This window comes from Sphingomonas sp., assembly GCF_030145815.1.
Taxonomy (GTDB): Bacteria; Pseudomonadota; Alphaproteobacteria; order Sphingomonadales; family Sphingomonadaceae; genus Sphingomonas.
In genome coordinates this window covers 1-19,742 of the sequence record NZ_JAIXHL010000031.1, presented here as the reverse complement: position 1 = coordinate 19,742, position 19,742 = coordinate 1, and the positions used below count along the sequence as shown (strand labels likewise).

Here is a 19,742-nt window from a genome sequence, read left to right as displayed (position 1 = left end):
CTCTAGGATGCTGCGATCCATTGCTTGCATGGGTAGGCAAGACGGCAGAGAGCGGAAGACGGCACTTTTTTGTGCCTTCGGAATGGACATGGACGAAGCGCAGACACGACTGAAAGCGGTACGCCGCGGCGCTGAAGAGAATGAGGCGGGTGACTGGCGATCACTGGAATATCTTGCGCGGGAAATGGACGAGGCCGGTCGCGGGCGCGACGAACCGGTACGCGAGGTGTTTTCCCTGATCGGCGACCGCTGGACGATGCTGCTGTTGCTCACATTGCAGTCGGGGCCGTGGCGCCATGCAACGCTCCGTCGAATCGTCGGCGCGCTGTCGAGCGAAGGCGAAATTAGCCAGCGCGTTCTGACGCTGAAGCTGCGGGCTCTCGAACGCGATGGATTCCTGATCCGAACGGTCACGCAAGACGTCCCGCCCAAGGTCGATTATCGCCTTAGCGGTCTTGGGCAATCACTGCTGGAACGCGCGCGCGAGATGCTGGAATGGGTACGCGCAAAGCAGGACAGGATCGTTCGGTCTCGCCAAGAATATGACAGCAGGGATCAGCCCTGATCCTGCATCAACGCTTGAAGGCGGCCAACCAACCACATCAGCGCTGCGTCCGTATTGCTACTGGAGGCCCATTGCGCCGTCTGACGGACCGAAGGAATGTCGAGTGGTGCCTCCAGGATCTTCAGCGGATAAAAGCGCGCCATGCGTTCTGCCAATCGACGGTGCATGGTTGCGATCCGCTGTGAACCGACGAGGAAGCTTGGGACCGCAGTGAAGCTCGGCGCGATAACTTCTACACGACGATTGATCGCCTGGCTGCGCAGAGCCCACTCTTCGAAGGACGGGCTGCGTGTCCGACCAAAGCGCGCCACGACATGGCCGAGCGATTCGTAAAGCTCGCGCGTGATGCCCCCGCGCAGCGAATGATTACCCGACCAGGCCACAACAACGAAATCATCCTCCCACAACTGCACGAACGGCAGTTCGGTGGAAATCGCGGTATCGATGGCGATTAGCAGGTCGGCGCGGCCGCGTTTCAATTCCTCGACCACGTCATCGCCCAGCGGCGAAATGTCGAAGGTCATGCCGGGGGCCTCCTCCTCGAAGGCCAGCATGGCAGGTCGCAGCATGACCTCGATCGCATAGTCGGATGCGAGTATCGAGAGCCGTCGATCGGAAACGGCCGGATCGAAGGGCTGCGACACCGCGATCGTCGCGGTGATCTGGTCGAGTACAGCGCGAACAGGCTGGACCAGTTCTTCCGCGCGGGGGGTCAATACCATCGACCGCCCTTTGAGCACGAGCAACTCGTCCTGAAAATATTCGCGCAATCGGCCCAGCGCGCTGCTCGTCGCGGACTGGCTGAGATGGATCCGCTCCGCGGCCAAGCTTACGCTTTTGTCCTCAAGCAACGCGTTGAGGGCAACGAGGAGATTCAGATCGAGCTTGTGGAAGCGCATAATCGTTTCTTATGCCGTCTGAGCCGAATCGGCAAAGGCTTGCTCGGGGAGTGGAAGCGAATGGTATTTGAGATGGCCGTCCTCAAGATCGACCCTGCCAATGCGACAGCGTTCGAAGCAGCGGTAGCCGCATGCGCACCGCTGTTTCAGGCCGCGCAAGGATGTCGGGCGATGGCCCTTGAATCGACCGAAGAGGATGCCGCGCGCTACGTCCTTCGCGTGGAATGGGATACGATTGAGGACCACATGGTCGGCTTTCGTGAATCTCCCGAATTTCAACAGTGGCGTATGCAAGTGGGCGGCTTTTTCGTCGAGCCGCCCATGGTCACACACCACCACGCGCGCGTTTTCTTCTGAAGTTAGCGCCAGAATGGGTTCTTCTTCCCGATCTTCCGGCGACGCAGGTAGAGATCAAAATAGACCTTGAGCCCGGTAAAGCTCAGCACCAGCAGCCCCACTCCGAGCAGCACGCTTAGGATTCGTCCCGGCAACCCGAAAAAATATCCGGCATGAATATCCTGAAGGATGCCGTGCAGTCCGGTATCCATCTTTTCGACCGGTAGCTCGGCACCGGTGCGCGCATCGATACGGATCGCTGGGCCAAACGGATTCGCCGACCCAACTGTCGCGAACGGCGCGGGGGCAGCGAAGTTAAACTCGATGCGCTCGACGGACACATCCGTGCGCGTGGCCATCGCCGCGAACACCGTATCGGTCATCCGCGCGACCGCTGCTCGATCGGGCATCGCGCGATGCGGTGGCGGCGCATCGTTGCGCTCCGCCCCAGGAGGGGGCGTGCCGGTGATCCAGAGGTCAAGTTGTAGCGCAATTCCGGTAAGCGCGATGAAAATCATGAATATGCCGCTGATGATTGCAAGCCAGCGGTGATAAGTGCGCAGCATCTTCCCTCCCCAACATTTGTGGCTCGCGCCATCGTTTCACCAATGTGGACCGTATCGAGTGAAGGGCGCATCCCAAAAAACAAAAGCCAGCTATTGCGCGGGCCGATGAAAAAAAGCGGGCGAGGCAAAAGCCTCGCCCGCTTAAGGTGCCGGAGGAATGGTTCCGGATCAGAACTTGACCGTACCGACCATGCCGAAAGTGCGAGGCGCTGCGAGCAAAAGCCGCCGCTGCGTCGGGTTGGCGAGCCCGAAGACGCGAACCGCCTCGTTCTCAAGGTTGCGGACATACCCCGCAATCGACCAGCGCCCGTCAGGCGCGTTGTAGGCAAGGTTGAGGTCGGTGCGCGTGTAGGACGGCTGTTCGGAATCGAGAGTGCGCTCACCCGTGGTCCAGTAGGACAGCGACAAATGCGATGAAAGGCCTGCAGTGACATTACCGCCATTGGCAAGGTCAAAGCGATGCTCATAGCTGATATCGCCCGACCACAGCGGCGTGTTGGGCATCCGCAGATTCGAAAAGTCACGAGGACCGGTGAGATCGGTGTACCGGAAATCGCCGAACCGGGCATCGAGATGCGAAACCGATACGCGCAGCGTGTCGTTACCCGACAATGCCGCATCTGCCTCGATCTCGAACCCCTTCACAGTCGCCTCACCGGCATTGCGCGTCAGGAAATAGAACACCCCGCCAATCAGCAGCGGATAGCTAGCCTGATAATCCTTGTAGTCATAGTAAAACGCTTCCGCATTCAGCTGGAGCTTATTGTCGAAGAAGCGGTTCTTGATTCCGATATTATACGCCGTGACATGTTCGGCACTGTAAGGAAGCGAAGCCGGATCCTCGCCGAATCCCCCGGCTTTGTAGCCGGACGAAATCCCACCATAGAGCATCGAACGCGGGGCAAGGTCGAATTCCACGCCGGCCTTCCAAGTGACAGCGTCGTCCTCATACGTGTATTGCGGATTGGCCGAGTAGCGCTGCTTCTTGGTCTCCTTGGTGTACCGGGCTCCACCAGTGACTCGGAATGCATCGGTGATAGGCACTGTCACCTGGCCAAACACAGCGCCTGTCTCGACGAGCGCGTTGACGGGTGCCGCCCCAACGGTGGTGCCTCCAATCCGGTTTTCGCGCGTGAACCGATTTTGCTCGGACTGGAGGTAGAACGCGCCCAGCACCCATGACACTGGGCTTTCCGCCTTAGACGCGAAGCGCAACTCGAGCGAGTCCTGGTTCTCGTCATAGGCGAAACTGGTAGTGCCGCCGGCGAGTTGGCGATTGTCCCAGCGCGAGGATTCGACATGGCCATATTGCGCCGTCAGTACGCCGATCCCGGTTGTGAAATCAGCCGTCGCGTCGAAGCCGAGCGCATCGGCACGGTGAACACCAAGCAGATAGTTGCTCTGCCAAGGGTCGTCGCGCGCGGATAGCGGAGCCTCGACGCTGGCGGCCGGAGCGCCCCATTCATCCAGATACCGCGCTGCGAGCATGATGCGCACGTCGGGGCTCACCTCAAACAGTGACTTCAGACGCATCGACACATAGCGCGCATCGCTGCCGGCATTTGAGTAGCCATCGCGATCGTTGAACGAGATCGCACCACGGATCGCCCAGCTGTCGGACAAAGGCGCGTTGAACATCCCCTGGACGCGGATATGCTCATAGTTGCCGAGCAATACGCTGGCACCCGCTTCGAACCGATCCGTTGACGGGTCCTTCGTGATGACGTTGATGCTGCCGCCCGTAGCGTTCCGCCCGTAGAGTGTCCCCTGCGGCCCGCGCAGCACCTCGACCCGCTCGATATCGTACATGGCGGAAAGAACGGTGCTGGTCTGTTGCTGATAGATGCCATCAATGTTCAGATTGACCGCAGGGTTTCCGTACACGACGTCGTTATTTGATCCGACGCCGCGGATGTAAACCTGCCCGCCACCTGCGTTTCCTGAAACCTGGACCGCCGGCGTCGTGGACAGCACATCAGCCAGGTTCACCTGCGCGCGCTTTTCGATATCTTCGCCGGTAACCACCGTAAGAGCGATCGGCGTCTTCTGAACGTTTTCCGTTCGGCGCTGAGCGGTGACGATCACCTCTTCAAGGCCGTCTTCCTTTACGACCCGCTCCTGCGCGAACGCAACGCCTGGTGCGATCAAAGCCGCGAGGCACGATGACAACATAAACTTTCGCATAAACCCCTCCCTCGTTTTCTCTTAGTTCTAACGGATACAGCCTCTCGCGGGCCGCGCTTCACCGGTCCTCATCAACACGTTAGACGCTGCAGCAAATCAAACGCATTGCGTGGATAGGATCGCATCGGGCCGGGCAATAGAACGCCCAACCTGACCCGCTCAAAAGCGGGCAGACAGTACCAAGCCGTAGGTCCTCGGGTCGTTGATGACACCATAAACGGCTGGCCCTGCAGTATTCGCTTGCTGAATGACGGCGCGGTTGGTCAGGTTATTGACATAGGCGCCCAAAGACCACGTCTCGCCTGGTGCGTTGTAGGTAAGCCGCCCGCTGACGAGCGCGTAAGCGCTCTGGCGTGAGTTGGCGAATGTGAGCAGGTCGACATTGTAGGCCGACTTGTACTGGCCATCGGCGCGTGCTGTAACATCACCACCATTTGCGAGGCCAAACCGTCGCTCATAGCCCAGCGTCGCCGTCCATTCGGGTGTCCGAGGCAATGATCGGCCGCTCAGATCGGTAATCGTACATACCCCAGCGGAGGTGCAGCTTGTTGGAATCTGCGCGTCCCCGAAGCGGCTTTTCTGCCAATTGAGCGAGAAATCGATCAGGTCGTTGCGCGACGCCCGGAAGCGGCCCTCAAGCTCTGCGCCCCAAATCTTGGTGGTTCCAGGGACGTTGCTGACGACGAAACTCGGTACCGAACCGCCATTGGCATAGACATAGTAAGAGAGCTGGTAGCCCTCGTATGAATAATAATATGCAGCGGCATTGACCTGCAAACGGTTGTCGAGGAACCGGTTCTTCACCCCCAATTCGAAGGCACTGATCGTCTCGGGCTGATATAGGCCACCGGTCGGATCGACGCCGCCCGACCGCAAGCCGGTCGAATGTTGTGCATAAAGCATCGACCGTTCGCCGAGATCGGCTTCAATGCCGAGCTTGTAGGTCAGCTTCCCATAGCTTCCGGTCTGAAGCGTGCCGAGCGTGGGCTGCGCGGTCACGAGACCGGTGGTCCCATTCACGACGCCGAGGTCATCCCGACGCTGGAACTGGTCGCGCGTGTAGCGTAGCCCCGCAGTCGCGCGCAGACCATCGGTCAGCGGAACGGTTGCTTGACCAAACACAGCGCGAGACCGGGAGTTTGCGACTGCGTAGTCAGTATATTGGCCGAAAGTGTAGTTGTACTTCTTCTCGCCTGCCCGGTCCTGATCGAAGGCATAGGCACCGATCACCCATTGCACCGAGGCGGCCGGATCTGAGTTGAGGCGCACCTCGAATGTCTCTTGCTCGACGGGCAAATCATCGATCTCCCACAGACCCGAGAAAGGCTGGCCATAGCTGCGCTGGAAACGCTGGATGCCAGCGAGAAAAGTCGCTGTAGCGAAACCGAAATCATAGCTGACCTCACCGCGGTAGGCGGTGTTCTTCAGCTTGAAGAACGCCTGGCACCCCGGCGCACAGTAAATCGGCTGAAAGCCCGGAATCGTTGTGAGGCCGGTGTAAGCGGGGGCGGTCCATGGATCATCACGAGCGGTGACGGGCAGCAGCACATTACCCGGCCCATCCGCATCAATCTCGGTGCGCTCAACGCCGAGCAGCACCCGGAGTTCAGGCGTTGCCTGCCAGAGCAGCTTCACCCGCCCAAGATCCTCACCCTGATCGTTCAGACCATTGCTCAGATAGCCGTCATGCCGATTGCGCGCGCCCACGATACGCAACGCCAGCGTATCGCCGATCGGGACATTGACCACGCCCTGCAACCGCAGCGTGTCGAAGTTGCCATATTGCGCCATGATCGATCCACCGAACTTGCCCAGTTCAGGATCTTTTGTGATCAGATTGATTGTTCCGCCGTTGGAATTGCGGCCATAGATCGTGCCCTGCGGACCGCGCAGCACTTCAATCCGGTCCAGGTCGGCGAAACCAACACCGACCATTTCCGCCTGTTGTTGGTAGATGCCGTCCTGAAAGACGGAAACCGGCGTCTCGCCACTCTGTCCACGCGAACCGACGCCACGGATGTAGAATGCCGAGCCAACATTGCTTTTCTGAATCTGAACCGCAGGCGCGCGATCGACGGCATTGATAAGGTCGGTCGTGCCGGACTTGGCAAGTTCATCACCATCGATAGCAGTGATGGCAATCGGCGTGCGCTGGATTGTCGATGGCCGGCGCTCGGCGGTAATGATGACATCCTCGATCTGGCTTGCGCTTTCAGACGGGCGTGTTTGCGCGGCGGCAACCCCGCCACATACAATGGCCTGAGCAATCGCGGCCAGCGCGACACCCGCGCGGAATGGAATCGTCATCTACCCTCTCCCCACCGATCAACGCCGGATCTTATTGGTCCGCTAAGCTTGTTGAGTCGCTGCCACAGGGTCAAAACGCTTTCACCGGGTCCAGCTATCGATGCAGCAAATGCGACTAGCTGCGCTGCAGATGGGCGAGCACGCGTGCGACCAGCGCGGCAATATCCCCGTCATGCACAAATCCCGCCGCGTCGGCCGCGCCGGTCGTCAGCGGAGGATAGGCGCCGAAGGTCGCCTCCAGCGCTGCGTCACATTCATAATCGACCAGTGCCGGGTTTGTCCCGCACGCCCGACCGATGACGTCGGCCAGTTCGCCGATTTGCATCCGCAAGGCAGGAAGCGTGACCGCGCGCGCGGGGGGCAGGCTCGACGTGTCAAAATCAAGGGCATGGACAAAATTATCGACGCAGCACTCGATCGATTGCGCCCAGATCGTCGCATCGCGCGACACGGGGCAAACAAAATGGCGCTTCGCAAGCAGAGCGTGAAACAGGTCGCTCATAAAGGCTGACTTCATCCCGGATGGCGCGGCTGGCCGAGCCAGAATGCCAGGGAGTCGAAGCGATACCCCATCGACGCTGCCACGATGACTTTCCAGCGCCAGCGCGATTTCCATCATCGCTTTGTGCGCCCCATAGACCATGCGCGGCACCAGCGGCGTTGCGTCATCGACACCACCTGCAGGCAGCGGGTCGCCTAGCACTGCGATCGAGCTGGCGTAGACGAAGCGCGGCCGGGTTCCCGTCGCGGCGAGATCGTCGAGAAGATCATACATCGCGTCGATATTGACGCGACGGGATGCTGCCGGATCCTGTTCCGCCGCCCCACCCGGGACAGTGGCGAGATGGATGACGCCTTCGACGTTTTCATCAAGTGCAGTTGCGCGGACGGTGGCAGACTCAAGCGGACCTGCAACATGACGGAGCAATGGCCCGTCAATTGCATTGCGCCATTGCGCGTCCAAAGCGACCACGCGATCGCCGCGGTCCATCAGCCGTTCTGTCAAAGATCGGCCGACAAAGCCCCCCGCACCGGTGACCAGGATCGTCCTCATGCGCGCTTTCCGTCCTGCCAGTGAATAGGCGGCAGCCCCGGCACCGGACTTCGAAACCAGGGAATGCGGGTTCCGAGCAAACTGCCAAGATAAACATTGCGAAGGTCAGGCCCGCCAAAGGTAACGCTGGCCATCCACGGGGCGATGCTTCCCTTGCACGCCAGCATAATCTCCGGCGTCAGCCGGTTTTCCGCGTCGGCGCGATCATATTCCGCCGCTCCGGGCTGGCTGTCATCGAGCAGTGTCAGAACGTCGCCGGAAGGCGTGATGGCAACCAGCTTCTCATTCATCACCAGTGTCGTCCAGAGATTCCCGTGCGCGTCAAAAGCAATTCCGTCCGGAGTTCCGGGCAAAACCGAAGGGCCAAAGCTCTCCTTCTGGCTCAGCGTTCCGTCAGGGCCGACGCGCCAGCGGGTCACTCGTCGTATCGCGGTCTCGGCAACATAGATGTGATGCTCGTCCGCATCGAACCGCAATTCATTGGTTGTGCAAAGCCCGTCCGCGACAATCCGCGCCCCTCGATCATCGATCAAGGCGATGTAGCCGTCGTGCACCTTGGTCCGCACCGCGTCGGTCCACGGATTGGTGCGCGTCGTGACGGTGAGCCAAATGCGACCCCGGCGGTCGCGGGTCACAAAATTGGCCTTGCCCAGCGGCTGTCCGTCGATGCGATCCAACAGGGTGCGTGACCGCCCGTCACGGCCCATATGTTCCAGAGCGTCAGTGCCGAAATTCGCGATCAGGAAGTCACCCTGCGCGTCGAAACACAGACCATTCGGTAACGATCCCGACGTTTGGACATAACGGGCATCAAACTCCGCAGGTTCATCAATCCGCGACGTCTGACCAATAAACGACTGCGTTCCATCGGGCGCGATGCGCATGACCCCACCACGCGCATCAGCCGACCACAATGTCCCATCGCGCTCGGCAAGGATGCACTCCGGCCGCTGCAGCTCATGCCCGATATAGGCGATATCGGCACGATTAACCTGCCAATCGGAAAGCGGGTTGGTGGACGCGACCATCAATTTCCCGCAACGACGGCTTTCGTCACCGCGTCAGCCCCCTCGGCACGGGTTGGCAGGCGGACGGTAGCATCACCCTCTTCGACAATGTCTCCTTCGATCGTCTCGATCCACCAGACAATATCGGCCAGGAATCGCCCGTCGCGCGAATATTTGTCCGTGACATAGGATCGTACGATCATGACATCTTGCGTCAGGGCGTGCGTGTTGACGAACCGGTCGCGCATGAACGGAACGCGGTGCAGGAAGGTCAGCGCATTCGGGTTGCGGGGCACCGCCTTGCCATTTACCCAGTGCGCCCGCGGGTCCATGATGCTCCAGTTGATAGTCTCGATCCAGCCGCGGTCGCCGATCCAGTTGGTCAGATGCCGGATCGCGTGATCCCGCCCGACATAGTTCACCAATGGGCTGCGCTTCTCGCCGTCCTTATGGATGTCGGAAGTCACGATCGCGCCGTCACCGCCCTGCCCCGTCGCAGCGCCGGACTGCTTGGGCACGGGCGGTGCGTTCACCGCAGGATCCAGCGCCCGGTAGATACCGTCCTTCTCTCCCCGCTGCAGCTTTGCCCGGCTGGCAGGATCCATGATTTCGCGCTTCAGCGTCCGGCTTCCACCGGCACCCATGCCCCAGGGCGGCACGGGGATGACCGAAGCCAGCACCGGCCCGTCCAGCGTTGCGGCCGGCTGTTCACCGATCGTCACATCGTCCCAGTAAAGTGGCTCCGCGCCGCGCATGCGCTCCTGCGCCCAGATATTGCGAATCCGCGTCCAGTCAGCGTCTGTATAGACGTGCGCCGGACGACGCAGCCAGTCCGGTGCCTCCCAAATATCGAAAAAGCCCGGGTTCTTGGGCGCCCGCGACGGATCCTTAAGGATACGGACGCTCTCGACAACCCGGAACGTGACGCTGCTGACCTTCTCGCCCCGCTGGTTGTAGATTGATCCATCGCTCTCGATCGCGACGCTTCGCATCTTTGCTCCGCCTGGCGGGGTCAAATCGCGCATCCGGCGGTCGTCCATGACAAGATAAAGCGTATCACCAGGATGAATCGGGCGGTGACTGGTCAGACTGTGGTTGAGATGGCTAACGAGCAGACGATCCCGCGCAGCAGTGGGATAGGGAACCATGAAGGTGTCGTCGTGTGCAGCAAAGCTGACGAAGGCGACGATATCCTTGTACCCCAGTTGGCGCGCGTACGCCGCATCGTGACGCAGACGGCTCTCCGGGTCATATTTCGCGTTATTATACCGGACCCAATCCTCACTGGCCCGAACGACAGGGCCGATTCCCGGCGTATTTTTCGGAAGGCGACCTTCGATCAGCGCCTTGATGTCGATTGGCCCCCGTTCGCGAAGGGCACGATTTGCCTCCAGATAGGCACGGACGAGTGCAGCCTCGCGTTCGGTGTAAACGCCCGGATAGAGCGTCACAAAATCCTCATCGCTATACTCTGTCGCGACCGGAGGCGATGCTGCGGCCTGCGCGCGCATCGGCGCGAGCGGAGCGCCCAAAAGCATCGCAGACAGCACCAGCGCCGAAATCGCTGTAACACGCGCGCTACCCCTGAGGTTCGCCATCTTCCCTCTCCACTGCTTTGTTTATACTTGCGTGGTCGCATTCCGATCGTCGACCGACAAACCATTGCGCTGGAGGCCAGCCATCGAAACGGCGGATATTGACCGCGTGGCTACCAAGCCGTCGCGCCCGCATCGACCGAGATGTCGGCACCGGTCACGTAACCCGCTTCATCCGATGCGAGCCAGGTGGCACACCAGGCGATATCGTCGGGCGTACCCAGACGCTTGACCATGTTCTTCGCCATCACCTTCGCCTCGATCGCAGGTTCGCTTTCGATATGAGCCCGCGTCGCGGCAGTCAGAATGAAGCCCGGCGAAATGGAATTGGCACGAATCCCGTGAGGCGCCCCCTCCATTGCAAGTTGCCGCGTCATCCCCAGAACACCACCCTTCCCCGCGCAATGGGCAAGCGCCGGCGATCCTTCGAGCGCATGATAAGCATTGACCGACGCGAAGTTGATGATCGCTGCCCGACCGCTTACCTTAAGGTGGGGCCATGCAGCACGCGTCGCCACAAACACTGTATCGAGTTCACCCGAGAGCGTGAACCGCCAGTCGGCGAGCGACATTTCCTCGATCCAGCGGAACGCCGCAACGGCGGCGGCATTCACGAGTATGTCTATCCGTCCATGGTGGGAGGCCACGTTGTCCATGAGGTTCGATGTTGCCACTTCATCGGCAAGGTCGGCGGTGGCTGGCTCCCACTCGGCACCATCGGAGATCGCCCGTTTCGCCGCCGCTTCCACAGCACCCCGGTCGATGTCGCACCCGACAACCTTCGCCCCGCTTTGGGCGAAAATCCGTGCGATCCCTTCGCCTATCCCGTTGGCTGCTCCAGTGACAATCGCCACCTTGCCATGCAATCGCCCGGCCATCGCTGCGCACCTCTCTCGTTAGTTGGACCGATCCCTCCGCCGTTGCTGAATGCTCGACCAATCAAATTTCAAGGACATTGCTATTCACCGCCCGAATACCGCGTGCGGGCGGCTTCCCGCCCCCGCTCGGGGAGCGCGGCGCAAACGGTAAGATCGAGATTCTCGCCGGTTCGCAACGCCGTGAGGCCATGCTAATTCTCGGACGATCTGATCCGCAACGTCCTGTCCAATTTCGATGAATATCAGTCGCGTCAGACGGCAAAGTTCACACTCGACACAATGCGGCGCAATGCCAAGTCAGGATATTGGAACGGCGCCGTCCCGCCGTTTGGCTACACCACCGAAATCGTCGAGATGCGGGGACCGAAGGCTAAGAAGCGGCTGGTGATCGCCCCCTCCGAGGCACTCCAAGTGCAGCAAATCTTTCGCATGAAGCGGATCGGAGTAGGCCAGGGCCCGATGGGCTACAAGAAGATCGTCTGCCACTTGAACGCAAGCCGAGCGACCCTGCGTGGACGCAAATGGCACGTCTCAAACGTCAAGGATATTCTCCAGCGTTCGACCTATCGCGGAAAGCACTTTTACGGGGTTCATGACGTCCGCAACGGCGTCAAGCGACCTGAAGCAGAATGGCAGGTCATCACCGTCCCAACGATTATTCCCGAGACCGAGTAGCTCGAAGTGCAAGCGGGTATCGCGCGCAATGCTCGCCACATCACCCCCCAACGTTCGTATCAGGGCCATCGATGCTCGCCGGTATCGCCAAATGCGGCCATCCGAAATGCGGGAACGCGCTGACGATCGGGACTGGGAAAGGCGGGGCGTTACCGCTGCTCCCGAAATCTGCGACGCGGCGAGACTGCTTGCCAAGGCACCAGCATCCGCAACCAAAAGCTGGAAGCAATCGTCATCGATGCGATAGCCGAACGGCTGTTCCATCCGGCACGGCTGCGTGAGCTCCTTGCCAACCTGCTGGATGATGGCTCAGCCGCGGTGCGCGAGCGTCAAGCTCATCTGAAAGCGCTACGGACCGAGCGCCCCCGCGTCGACGGCGCGATCCAGAACATGTTCGATTTTATCGAGCAAGGTGTCGTATCCGCGCGCGATGCAGACTTCACCGCGCGACTAGCCGCCCAGCGCACCCGTCGCGCCGATCTCGAACAGGAAATCCTGCTGGTTGAGAGGCAGCTGTCCGCTGCCGACCAGCGAGTCACCTCTGATGCGATCGACCGCCTGGGCGAGGTCATCCTAACCAAGCTACGCTCCGACGATCCTACCTTGCGACAGGACTATGCGCGAAGATTCATCGCCAACGTTCTCGTTGCGCCTGATGTCATCACGATAAGCGGCCCCATGCGGCCACTCGAAATCGCTGCCAACGGAAGTCCTGATCAGCAAGCACCCATGGTGCCCTCGCTTGATCGGGAATGGTGCCGCTTACAGGACTCGAACCTGTGACCCCCGCATTACGAATGCGATGCTCTACCAACTGAGCTAAAGCGGCATACCCGGCGTGTGCCGCCGGGGAAGGTGGCGGCGCTTAACAGCCTTGTTCCTAGCTGACAAGCGTTGCCGAAGCGTTGCCGGCGCGGGATTTGCCGATTGGGCGCCTTTACGCAGTGTTTACCACATCCGGCGCAATGTCATTCCGGAGAAGGGCCCGTTGCCCTTTGTGGAGCATGCGCATGGACACCGCCCGCGGACTCGATGATCGTCCCGACACCGATCATGACGACACTGGCGTCAGCGATTCGGGGCCTGGCGCGCATCGGCTATCGATCGGCACCGATGAGCGCCGCATGCATGTGCGCGCCTATAATCACTGGGTGTCGCTGCTGCACGGGCGCCCCTATCCGTCGATCGAAGACCTCAATCCCGGCAATATCGCCGATTTCGGCCCGCACAGCGTGCTGCTCGATTTCAGCAAGGGGATCGAGAATCCGGCGATTCGCTATCTTGGCGGGTCGCTGCGCGAGGAATGCGGCGTCACCAGCGACATCACCCATGTCGGTGAAGTGCCCAGCCGGTCGCTGCTCTCGCGCCTGACCGACCATTATCTGCAGATCATCGCCAACCGCGCCCCAATCGGGTTCGAGGCCGAGTTTGTCGGCCAGCGCGGGCACAACACGCTGTATCGCGGCATCCTGATGCCCTTCTCGTCCGACGCGGACACGATCGATTTCATTTATGGCGTGATTAACTGGAAAGAGCTGGTCGACGCCGAAACCCAAGCAAAGCTGGAGCGCGAGGTCGAGGAAGCCCGCCGGACCGCCCCTGCCCCGGTCACCGCCGCGCCGGTCTGGGCCGACGGGCCGAGCTCGGGTTTTGGCGAGAGCGTCGAAGTAGAAGCCGAGGCGGAACCCGTGCTCGACACGGTTGCGCTTCCGGCTGCCGATACGCTCGCGGACCGGCTGCTGATCGCGCGCGAAAGCGCCGCCGCCGCCCGCGCCGCCGATACGCGCAGCCGCTCCTCGCTCTACCGCGCTCTGTCGCGGGCCTATGATTTCGCCCGCGCCTCGGAGATCGATGCCGAGGACTATGCCGAATTGCTGGCCGATGCCGGGATCGCGGTGCAGGCACGCGCACCGATGACCGCTGCGGCAAAGCTTGTTTTCGGCGCCGATTACGACAAGACCCGCCTGACCGAATTCGCCGCGGTGATGAGCCATGCGCGCCGCCACGACATCGCCGAGGGCGGGCTCGATGCGTTCATCGGCGCGACCGAGGGCGGCATCAAGGGCATCGTCAAGGCCGAGCGCGCGCTGCGCAAGCCCGCGCCGCAGCCCGATCTGTTCGATCAGGTTCGCGCCGAATTGCGCGCGCGCCCGGCGCTGGCGCATGTCCAGATGGACGCGGGCGCGCAGGAATTCGTGCTGCTGCTCGCCCGGGCGGGCGCCGATGGCGCACTCGACATCGTCGCGCGGATCGATGACGACGCCGCGCTCGCCAACCGCGCGCTGCGCAAGGCCGCCGCATGACCCACTGATCCTTCCCGAAGCCTTCTCCCAAGCTGCGCGCGAACTGGTCGAAAACATCGGTTCGCGCGCATTTTTTTGTGCTCCGATCGCACGATCCGGGCAATTTAGTCTCAAATGTTACTGTGCAGTGCAGCAAGCCTTGAGCCGCGCGCGCTGCGGGCGCATAGCGCCACATCATGAGCAAGACGCCGATCAAGTCGCTCGCCGAGGCCGTGAATGCGCGCCTCACCGATGGGGCCCTGCCGGGGGAGCTGGAGGGGTTCGATGACACCGCCCGCGCCGCGGCCGCAAGGTTCGTGGCGGAGGCCGCGGCGACGCGCGCGCCCGGTACGCCGGGGATCGCGCTCGAAACCGGGCTGGGTGAAGACAGCCGCGCGATGCGGCTGGCGGTGGTCAATGACGACATGCCGTTCCTGGTCGATTCGATTGCCGCGACGATCGCGGCGCACGACATCGCGATCCGGCGCATCATTCACCCGGTCGTCGCGGTCGAGCGCGCCGGCGATGGCACGCTGGCCGGCATCGGCAGCGGTGGATCGCGCGAATCGATGGTCTATCTGGAGCTTGAGCGTGCCGATGCGCGCGACCGCACCGGCCTGGTCCGCGATCTCGAGCGCAATCTGGGCCATGTCCGCGCCGCCGTGACCGACTGGACCGAGCTGCGCCGCGCGATGAGCGACGACGCGAACAAGATCGCCGATGCCGAGGGTGCCGCGCTGCTGCGCTGGTTCCAGGGGGGCAGCATGACGCTGGTTGGCCATGAGAACTGGCATCGCGATGGGACCGTGACCGATGCCGCGGGCATTTGCCGCATGGAGCTCGACACGCCGTTGCTCGCCGAAACCTCGCGGCAGGCGGCGATCAAATGGTTCGAACAGGGCGGTCAGCCGCCGCTGCTGCTCAAGTCCAATTTCATCTCGACCGTGCACCGCCGCGCGCCGCTCGACCTGGTGCTGGTACCGTTGCGCGATGGTCCCAAGGTGACCGGCCTGTCGATCCATGCCGGCCTGTGGACCAGCGCCGCGCTGCATTCCACGCCGGACGAGGTGCCGATGCTGCGCGCGCGCATCGCCAGCCTTGAGAGCAAGTTCGGGTTCGACCCGCGCGGCCATACTGGCAAGGCGCTGGCGCATGCCCTGACCGGCCTGCCGCACGACCTGACCACCGCCTTCCCGGCCGAGGCGCTGGAGCAGATCGCGCTGACCGCCATGTCGGTGACCGATCGCCCGCGCCCGAAGCTGGTGATGATCCGCAGTGCGCTGGGCCGCCATCTCTTTGCCTTTGTGTGGCTGCCGCGCGACGAGGTGTCGACCGGCCGCCGCGTCGCGATTGGCGAGATGCTGACCCGCGCGGCGCATGCCTCGCTGCTCAGCTGGTCGATCGCGCTGGAGGATGGGCCGGTGGCGCTGCTGCGCTATACGCTCGACCTGCGTGGTGAGGGGCGGATGCCCGATGCCGCGGCGCTCGACCTTGAGCTGGAGCGGATGGTGCGCGGTTGGCTGCCCGCGGTCGAAGTCGCCCTGCGCGACGATGGCGCAACGCCGTCGCGCGCGGCGCGGCTGGCGCTGCGCTACGCCCCCGCCTTCCCATTCGGCTATCGCAACGGCAACCCGCCGGAGGAAGCGGCGCGCGACATCGTGCGCATCGCCGGGCTCAGCGATACCCAGGCGCGCTCGGTCCGCATCTATGACCATCATGGCAAGCTGCGGATCAAGCTCTATCGCCTCGGCGGACCGCTGCCGCTTTCCGACGCGGTGCCGGTGTTCGAGAATTTCGGGTTCCGCGTGATCGAGGAGCTGCCGACCGCGCTGGCCGGCGATGCCGACGCCTTCATCCATGATTTCGAGGTCGAACTGCCTGGTGGCGGGACGCTGAAGGGCGACACCGCGACGGTCGAGGGCGCAATTGCCGCCGTGCTCGAAATGCGCGCGGAAAATGACGCGTTCAATCGGCTGATCGTCGAGGCGGGGCTGGCCCCCGCATCGGTCGTGCTGCTGCGCGCATGGTTCCGCTACCTGCGTCAGACCGGCCTCAGCCACGGCCTGGTCACGGTGGTCGAGGCACTGCGTCGTGCGCCGGCCGTAGCCACAGCTTTGGTCGACCGCTTCGCGGCCGCGCATGATCCGGCGCGGGCAAAGGACAGCGCCGCTGCCATCGCCGCCGCCGATGCCGCGATTGCCGCCGGACTGGACGCCGTCGGCGCGATCGACGACGACCGAATCCTGCGCGCGATCTCCGGCGTGATCCGCGCGACTCTGCGCACCAACGCCTATGCCCCCGCCGCCGCCGAAGCGCTGGCGTTCAAGCTGGACAGCAGCCGCGTGCCCAACCTGCCCGCGCCGCTGCCGTGGCGCGAGATCTGGGTGTACAGCCCCCGCGTCGAAGGCATCCATCTGCGCGCCGGTCCGGTCGCACGCGGCGGCCTGCGCTGGTCCGACCGACGCGACGATTTCCGCACCGAAATCCTCGGCCTGATGAAGGCACAGCGCGTGAAGAACGCCGTGATCGTGCCGACCGGCGCGAAGGGCGGCTTCTATCCCAAGCAGCTCCCCTCCCCCACCATCGACCGCGATGCGTGGTTCGAGGAGGGCAAGGAAAGCTACCGCATCTTCATCCGCTCGCTGCTTTCGATCACCGACAATATCGTCAGCGGCGCGGTAGTGCATCCCGACAGCGTCGTGATCCATGACGGCGAAGACCCCTATTTCGTGGTCGCCGCCGACAAGGGTACCGCGACCTTCAGCGACGTCGCCAACGCCATCGCGATCGAGCGCGGCTTCTGGCTGGGTGACGCCTTCGCCAGCGGTGGCTCGGTCGGCTACGACCACAAGGCGATGGGCATCACCGCCAAGGGCGCGTGGGTCAGCGTCCAGCGCCATTTCCTGGAAATGGGCACCGACGTCCAGACCGACACGATCCGCGTCGCGGGCTGCGGCGACATGTCGGGCGACGTGTTCGGCAACGGCATGCTGCTGTCGAAGGCGATCAAGCTGGTCGCGGCGTTCGACCATCGCCACATCTTCCTCGACCCCGATCCCGATCCGGCGGCAAGCTGGGCCGAGCGGCAGCGCATGTTCAACCTGCCCCGGTCGAGCTGGGCGGACTATGATCCGTCGCTGATCTCCAGCGGCGGCGGCGTGTTCGCGCGGTCGGAAAAATCGATCAAGCTGACCCCGGAAGTCCGCGCGACATTGGGCATCGAGGCGGAGGAGATGGAGCCGAATGCGCTCATCTCCGCGATCCTCAAGTCACCGGTCGACCTGCTGTGGTTCGGCGGTATCGGCACCTATGTGAAGGCCGCCGCGGAGGCACATATCGAGGTCGGCGATCCTGCCAATGATCGCCTGCGCGTCAATGCCGAGGAACTGCGCGCGCGTGCGATCGGCGAGGGCGCCAATCTGGGCGTGACCCAGGCGGCGCGCATCGCCTTTTCGATGCGGGGCGGGCGGATCAACACCGACTTCATCGACAATTCGGCGGGCGTCGATTGTTCGGACAATGAGGTCAACATCAAGATCGCGCTCAACCGCGAGGTGATCGAGGGTCGCCTGGAGATGGGCGACCGCAACACGCTGCTGGCGTCGATGACCGACGATGTCGCGCATCTGGTGCTGGAGGATAACCGCCTCCAGACGCTGGCGCTGTCCTTCCTTGAGAATGACGGCCCGGTCGCGGTGCCGAGCTTTGTGCGCCTGACCGAAATCCTCGAGGCCGGCGGCCGGCTGGACCGCGCGGTCGAGGGGCTGGCGACCAATGAGGAATATCTGCGCCGGGCACAGGACGGCGCGGGGCTGACCCGGCCCGAACTCGCGGTGCTGCTGGCGACGAGCAAGCTGGCGTTGCAGGATGCGATCGAAACTGGCGGGCTGGGCCTCGACCCGGCGCTGGAGAGCGACCTGATCGCCGCCTTCCCGCCCGCGATGCGCGAGACGTTCAAGACCGCGATCCTCGAACACCGCCTGCGTGGCGAGATCGTGGCGACCAAGCTCGCCAACCGCATCGTCAACCGGCTGGGCGTGCTGCACCCGTTCGAGCTGGCCGAGGAAGAAGGCGCATCGCTGCGCGACATCGCGATGATGTTCGTGGTGACGGAGCGGCTGTTCGGCCTGCAGCCCCTGTGGGAGGAGATCGAGACTGCAGCGATGAGCGAGGGCGCGCGGCTTGCGGTGCTCGACGAGATCGCCGTCGCCACCCGATCGCAGATCGCCGATCTGCTGCGCGTGTGCCGTCCGGGCGAGGACATTACGGCGGTGCTCGGCCGCCTGAAGCCGGGCATCGACAGCCTTGACCGCCAGGCCAAGACCTTGCTCAAGGAAGAGGCGCTGGCGCAATCGGGCCGCATCGCCGCCCAGCTGGAGGCGGCCGGCGCACCGGCAGAGCTGGTCGCGAAGATCGTGCGTATCTTCGAGCTAGACGGCGCAGTGGGCCTGGCCGATCTGGGCCAGCGGCGCGGTATCGGCGAGACCGAGCTGACCCATGCCTTCACGCATCTGGGCCAGGCGCTGGGGCTGGACTGGGCACAGGCCAATGCCGCGCGCATTATCGCGGGCGATCCGTGGGAGCGGCTGTTGATCGCGGGCCTTGCGCGTGACTTCCAGCAGTTGCGGCTGGAGTTCCTCGCGCGCGGCACGAGCAAGGACCCCAAGGCCGAGGTCGATGCCTGGCTGGCCGAACATGCCGCGCGTGTCGCGCAGTTCGTGACGTTGGTCGAGCGGGCGAAGAAGGCGCCTGCGCCGAATGCGGCGATGCTGGCGCAGATTGCCGGACAGGCACGGGTGTTGTTGGGGCGGTGAAATTGGAGGTGGGCGAAATCATGCGTCATGTGTGAATTCGCCCCCTTTCGTTCTACGTCCCATCCCATGATTGTAACCAAATAGGTTATTGTAGGAAAGCCTCGCTCGGAGAGGCGCGGATTTCTGCGGGTTTTCGGCTGTGGCGAACATGCCGGTCTGGCGGAAACAGGCCGGTATCGGGGCGACGAACCCCGGGATGCGGAACCAGGCAAAGCGAACATGTCGTGTGACAGTGCGCCATCGGGCTACGCGCGCATGCGACAAATCTCCTCTCGGGTGTCGCAAAAGTGTCGACGGTGCGAGCAAATAGCCAATCCTACCCCGCCAGGGGGAGGTGGCGTCCCGGACTTGTTCCGGGACGACGGAGGGGGAGGTCGGCGATGCCCTCTCGACCGTCCTGCTTCCTCCCCCTCCGTCACGCTGCGCGTGCCACCTCCCCCTGGCGGGGGAGGATTAACAGCCCGTTGACGAAGTCGGGTCCGTCTGATTCAGAGAGAGTATTGAAGGACGAGATAGGCTGCAGCGATGGCGATGAGGCGTGATGGGGATGTTCAGCCGGATCTGATCGTGTCCTGGTCGG

Annotated in this window: 14 protein-coding genes, 1 tRNA gene and 1 pseudogene; 7 read left to right on the top strand and 9 right to left on the bottom strand. The window is 62.7% G+C overall.

From position 1 onward, the window contains the following. The first annotated feature begins 7 nt into the window (after positions 1–7). Positions 8–565: a helix-turn-helix domain-containing protein gene (locus KYX69_RS20130; RefSeq protein WP_300500797.1), complete on the top strand. Its 558-nt coding sequence runs from the start codon at positions 8–10 to the stop codon at positions 563–565. Here KYX69_RS20130 and KYX69_RS20125 read toward each other — a convergent pair. Next, positions 556–1,464, bottom strand: coding sequence for a LysR family transcriptional regulator (locus KYX69_RS20125; protein ID WP_300500794.1), 909 nt, complete (start codon positions 1,462–1,464; stop codon positions 556–558). The genes KYX69_RS20130 and KYX69_RS20125 overlap by 10 nt on opposite strands. 60 nt (positions 1,465–1,524) lie before the next feature. Here KYX69_RS20125 and KYX69_RS20120 point away from each other — a divergent pair, with 60 nt between their 5' ends. Beyond that, entirely contained in the window at positions 1,525–1,821 is a 297-nt protein-coding gene (locus KYX69_RS20120) for an antibiotic biosynthesis monooxygenase (protein WP_300500792.1), read from the top strand. 2 nt (positions 1,822–1,823) lie between these two features. Here KYX69_RS20120 and KYX69_RS20115 read toward each other — a convergent pair whose 3' ends face one another. From KYX69_RS20115 to KYX69_RS20085, 7 genes are all read right to left on the bottom strand, one after another. Further along, positions 1,824–2,366 (bottom strand): PepSY-associated TM helix domain-containing protein, encoded by a 543-nt coding sequence (locus KYX69_RS20115; RefSeq protein WP_300500789.1) that lies wholly within the window; start codon positions 2,364–2,366, stop codon positions 1,824–1,826. 168 nt (positions 2,367–2,534) lie between these two features. Further along, positions 2,535–4,451 (bottom strand): TonB-dependent receptor, encoded by a 1,917-nt coding sequence (locus KYX69_RS20110; protein WP_300500787.1) that lies wholly within the window; start codon positions 4,449–4,451, stop codon positions 2,535–2,537. Positions 4,452–4,709: 258 nt separating this feature from the next. Beyond that, positions 4,710–6,857: a TonB-dependent receptor gene (locus KYX69_RS20105; protein WP_300500785.1), complete on the bottom strand. Its 2,148-nt coding sequence runs from the start codon at positions 6,855–6,857 to the stop codon at positions 4,710–4,712. A 115-nt stretch (positions 6,858–6,972) separates the two neighbouring features. Next, a complete protein-coding gene (locus tag KYX69_RS20100) occupies positions 6,973–7,911 on the bottom strand; it encodes an NAD-dependent epimerase/dehydratase family protein (RefSeq protein WP_300500784.1) in 939 nt (312 codons plus the stop codon). After that, the gene (locus KYX69_RS20095; protein WP_300500781.1) at positions 7,908–8,939 is read right to left on the bottom strand and encodes an SMP-30/gluconolactonase/LRE family protein; all 1,032 of its coding nucleotides are present in this window, start codon (positions 8,937–8,939) and stop codon (positions 7,908–7,910) included. The genes KYX69_RS20100 and KYX69_RS20095 overlap by 4 nt, the downstream gene beginning before the upstream one ends. Further along, complete coding sequence (locus KYX69_RS20090) at positions 8,939–10,516, bottom strand: hypothetical protein (protein WP_300500778.1); 1,578 nt, start codon at positions 10,514–10,516, stop codon at positions 8,939–8,941. Before KYX69_RS20090 ends, KYX69_RS20095 begins: the two co-directional genes overlap by 1 nt. Positions 10,517–10,626: 110 nt before the next feature. After that, positions 10,627–11,391 carry an SDR family NAD(P)-dependent oxidoreductase gene (locus KYX69_RS20085; RefSeq protein ID WP_300500776.1) on the bottom strand — a complete coding sequence of 255 codons (765 nt, stop codon included), beginning with the start codon at positions 11,389–11,391 and terminating at the stop codon, positions 10,627–10,629. 279 nt (positions 11,392–11,670) lie between these two features. Here KYX69_RS20085 and KYX69_RS20080 point away from each other — a divergent pair, with 279 nt between their 5' ends. From KYX69_RS20080 to KYX69_RS20075, 3 genes and pseudogenes are all read left to right on the top strand, one after another. After that, positions 11,671–12,066 carry a recombinase family protein gene (locus tag KYX69_RS20080; RefSeq protein WP_300500773.1) on the top strand — a complete coding sequence of 132 codons (396 nt, stop codon included), beginning with the start codon at positions 11,671–11,673 and terminating at the stop codon, positions 12,064–12,066. A gap of 132 nt (positions 12,067–12,198) precedes the next feature. Then, positions 12,199–12,300 (top strand): annotated as a pseudogene (locus tag KYX69_RS23235) (recombinase zinc beta ribbon domain-containing protein); the annotation flags it as partial. Between the two features lie 84 nt (positions 12,301–12,384). Beyond that, positions 12,385–12,849, top strand: a complete 465-nt coding sequence (locus KYX69_RS20075; protein ID WP_300500770.1) for a hypothetical protein — start codon at positions 12,385–12,387, stop codon at positions 12,847–12,849. On the opposite strand, the gene KYX69_RS20070 is transcribed toward KYX69_RS20075, so the two are convergent. Continuing rightward, positions 12,820–12,895: transfer RNA gene (locus tag KYX69_RS20070), tRNA-Thr, on the bottom strand. The genes KYX69_RS20075 and KYX69_RS20070 overlap by 30 nt on opposite strands. A 181-nt stretch (positions 12,896–13,076) precedes the next feature. Between KYX69_RS20070 and KYX69_RS20065 the strand changes: the two genes are divergently transcribed. Together KYX69_RS20065 and KYX69_RS20060 are read left to right on the top strand one after the other, a co-directional pair. Next, positions 13,077–14,369: a hypothetical protein gene (locus KYX69_RS20065; RefSeq protein ID WP_300500767.1), complete on the top strand. Its 1,293-nt coding sequence runs from the start codon at positions 13,077–13,079 to the stop codon at positions 14,367–14,369. Between the two features lie 176 nt (positions 14,370–14,545). Beyond that, a complete protein-coding gene (locus KYX69_RS20060; protein WP_300500764.1) occupies positions 14,546–19,162 on the top strand; it encodes an NAD-glutamate dehydrogenase domain-containing protein in 4,617 nt (1,538 codons plus the stop codon). Positions 19,163–19,742 lie beyond the last annotated feature (580 nt).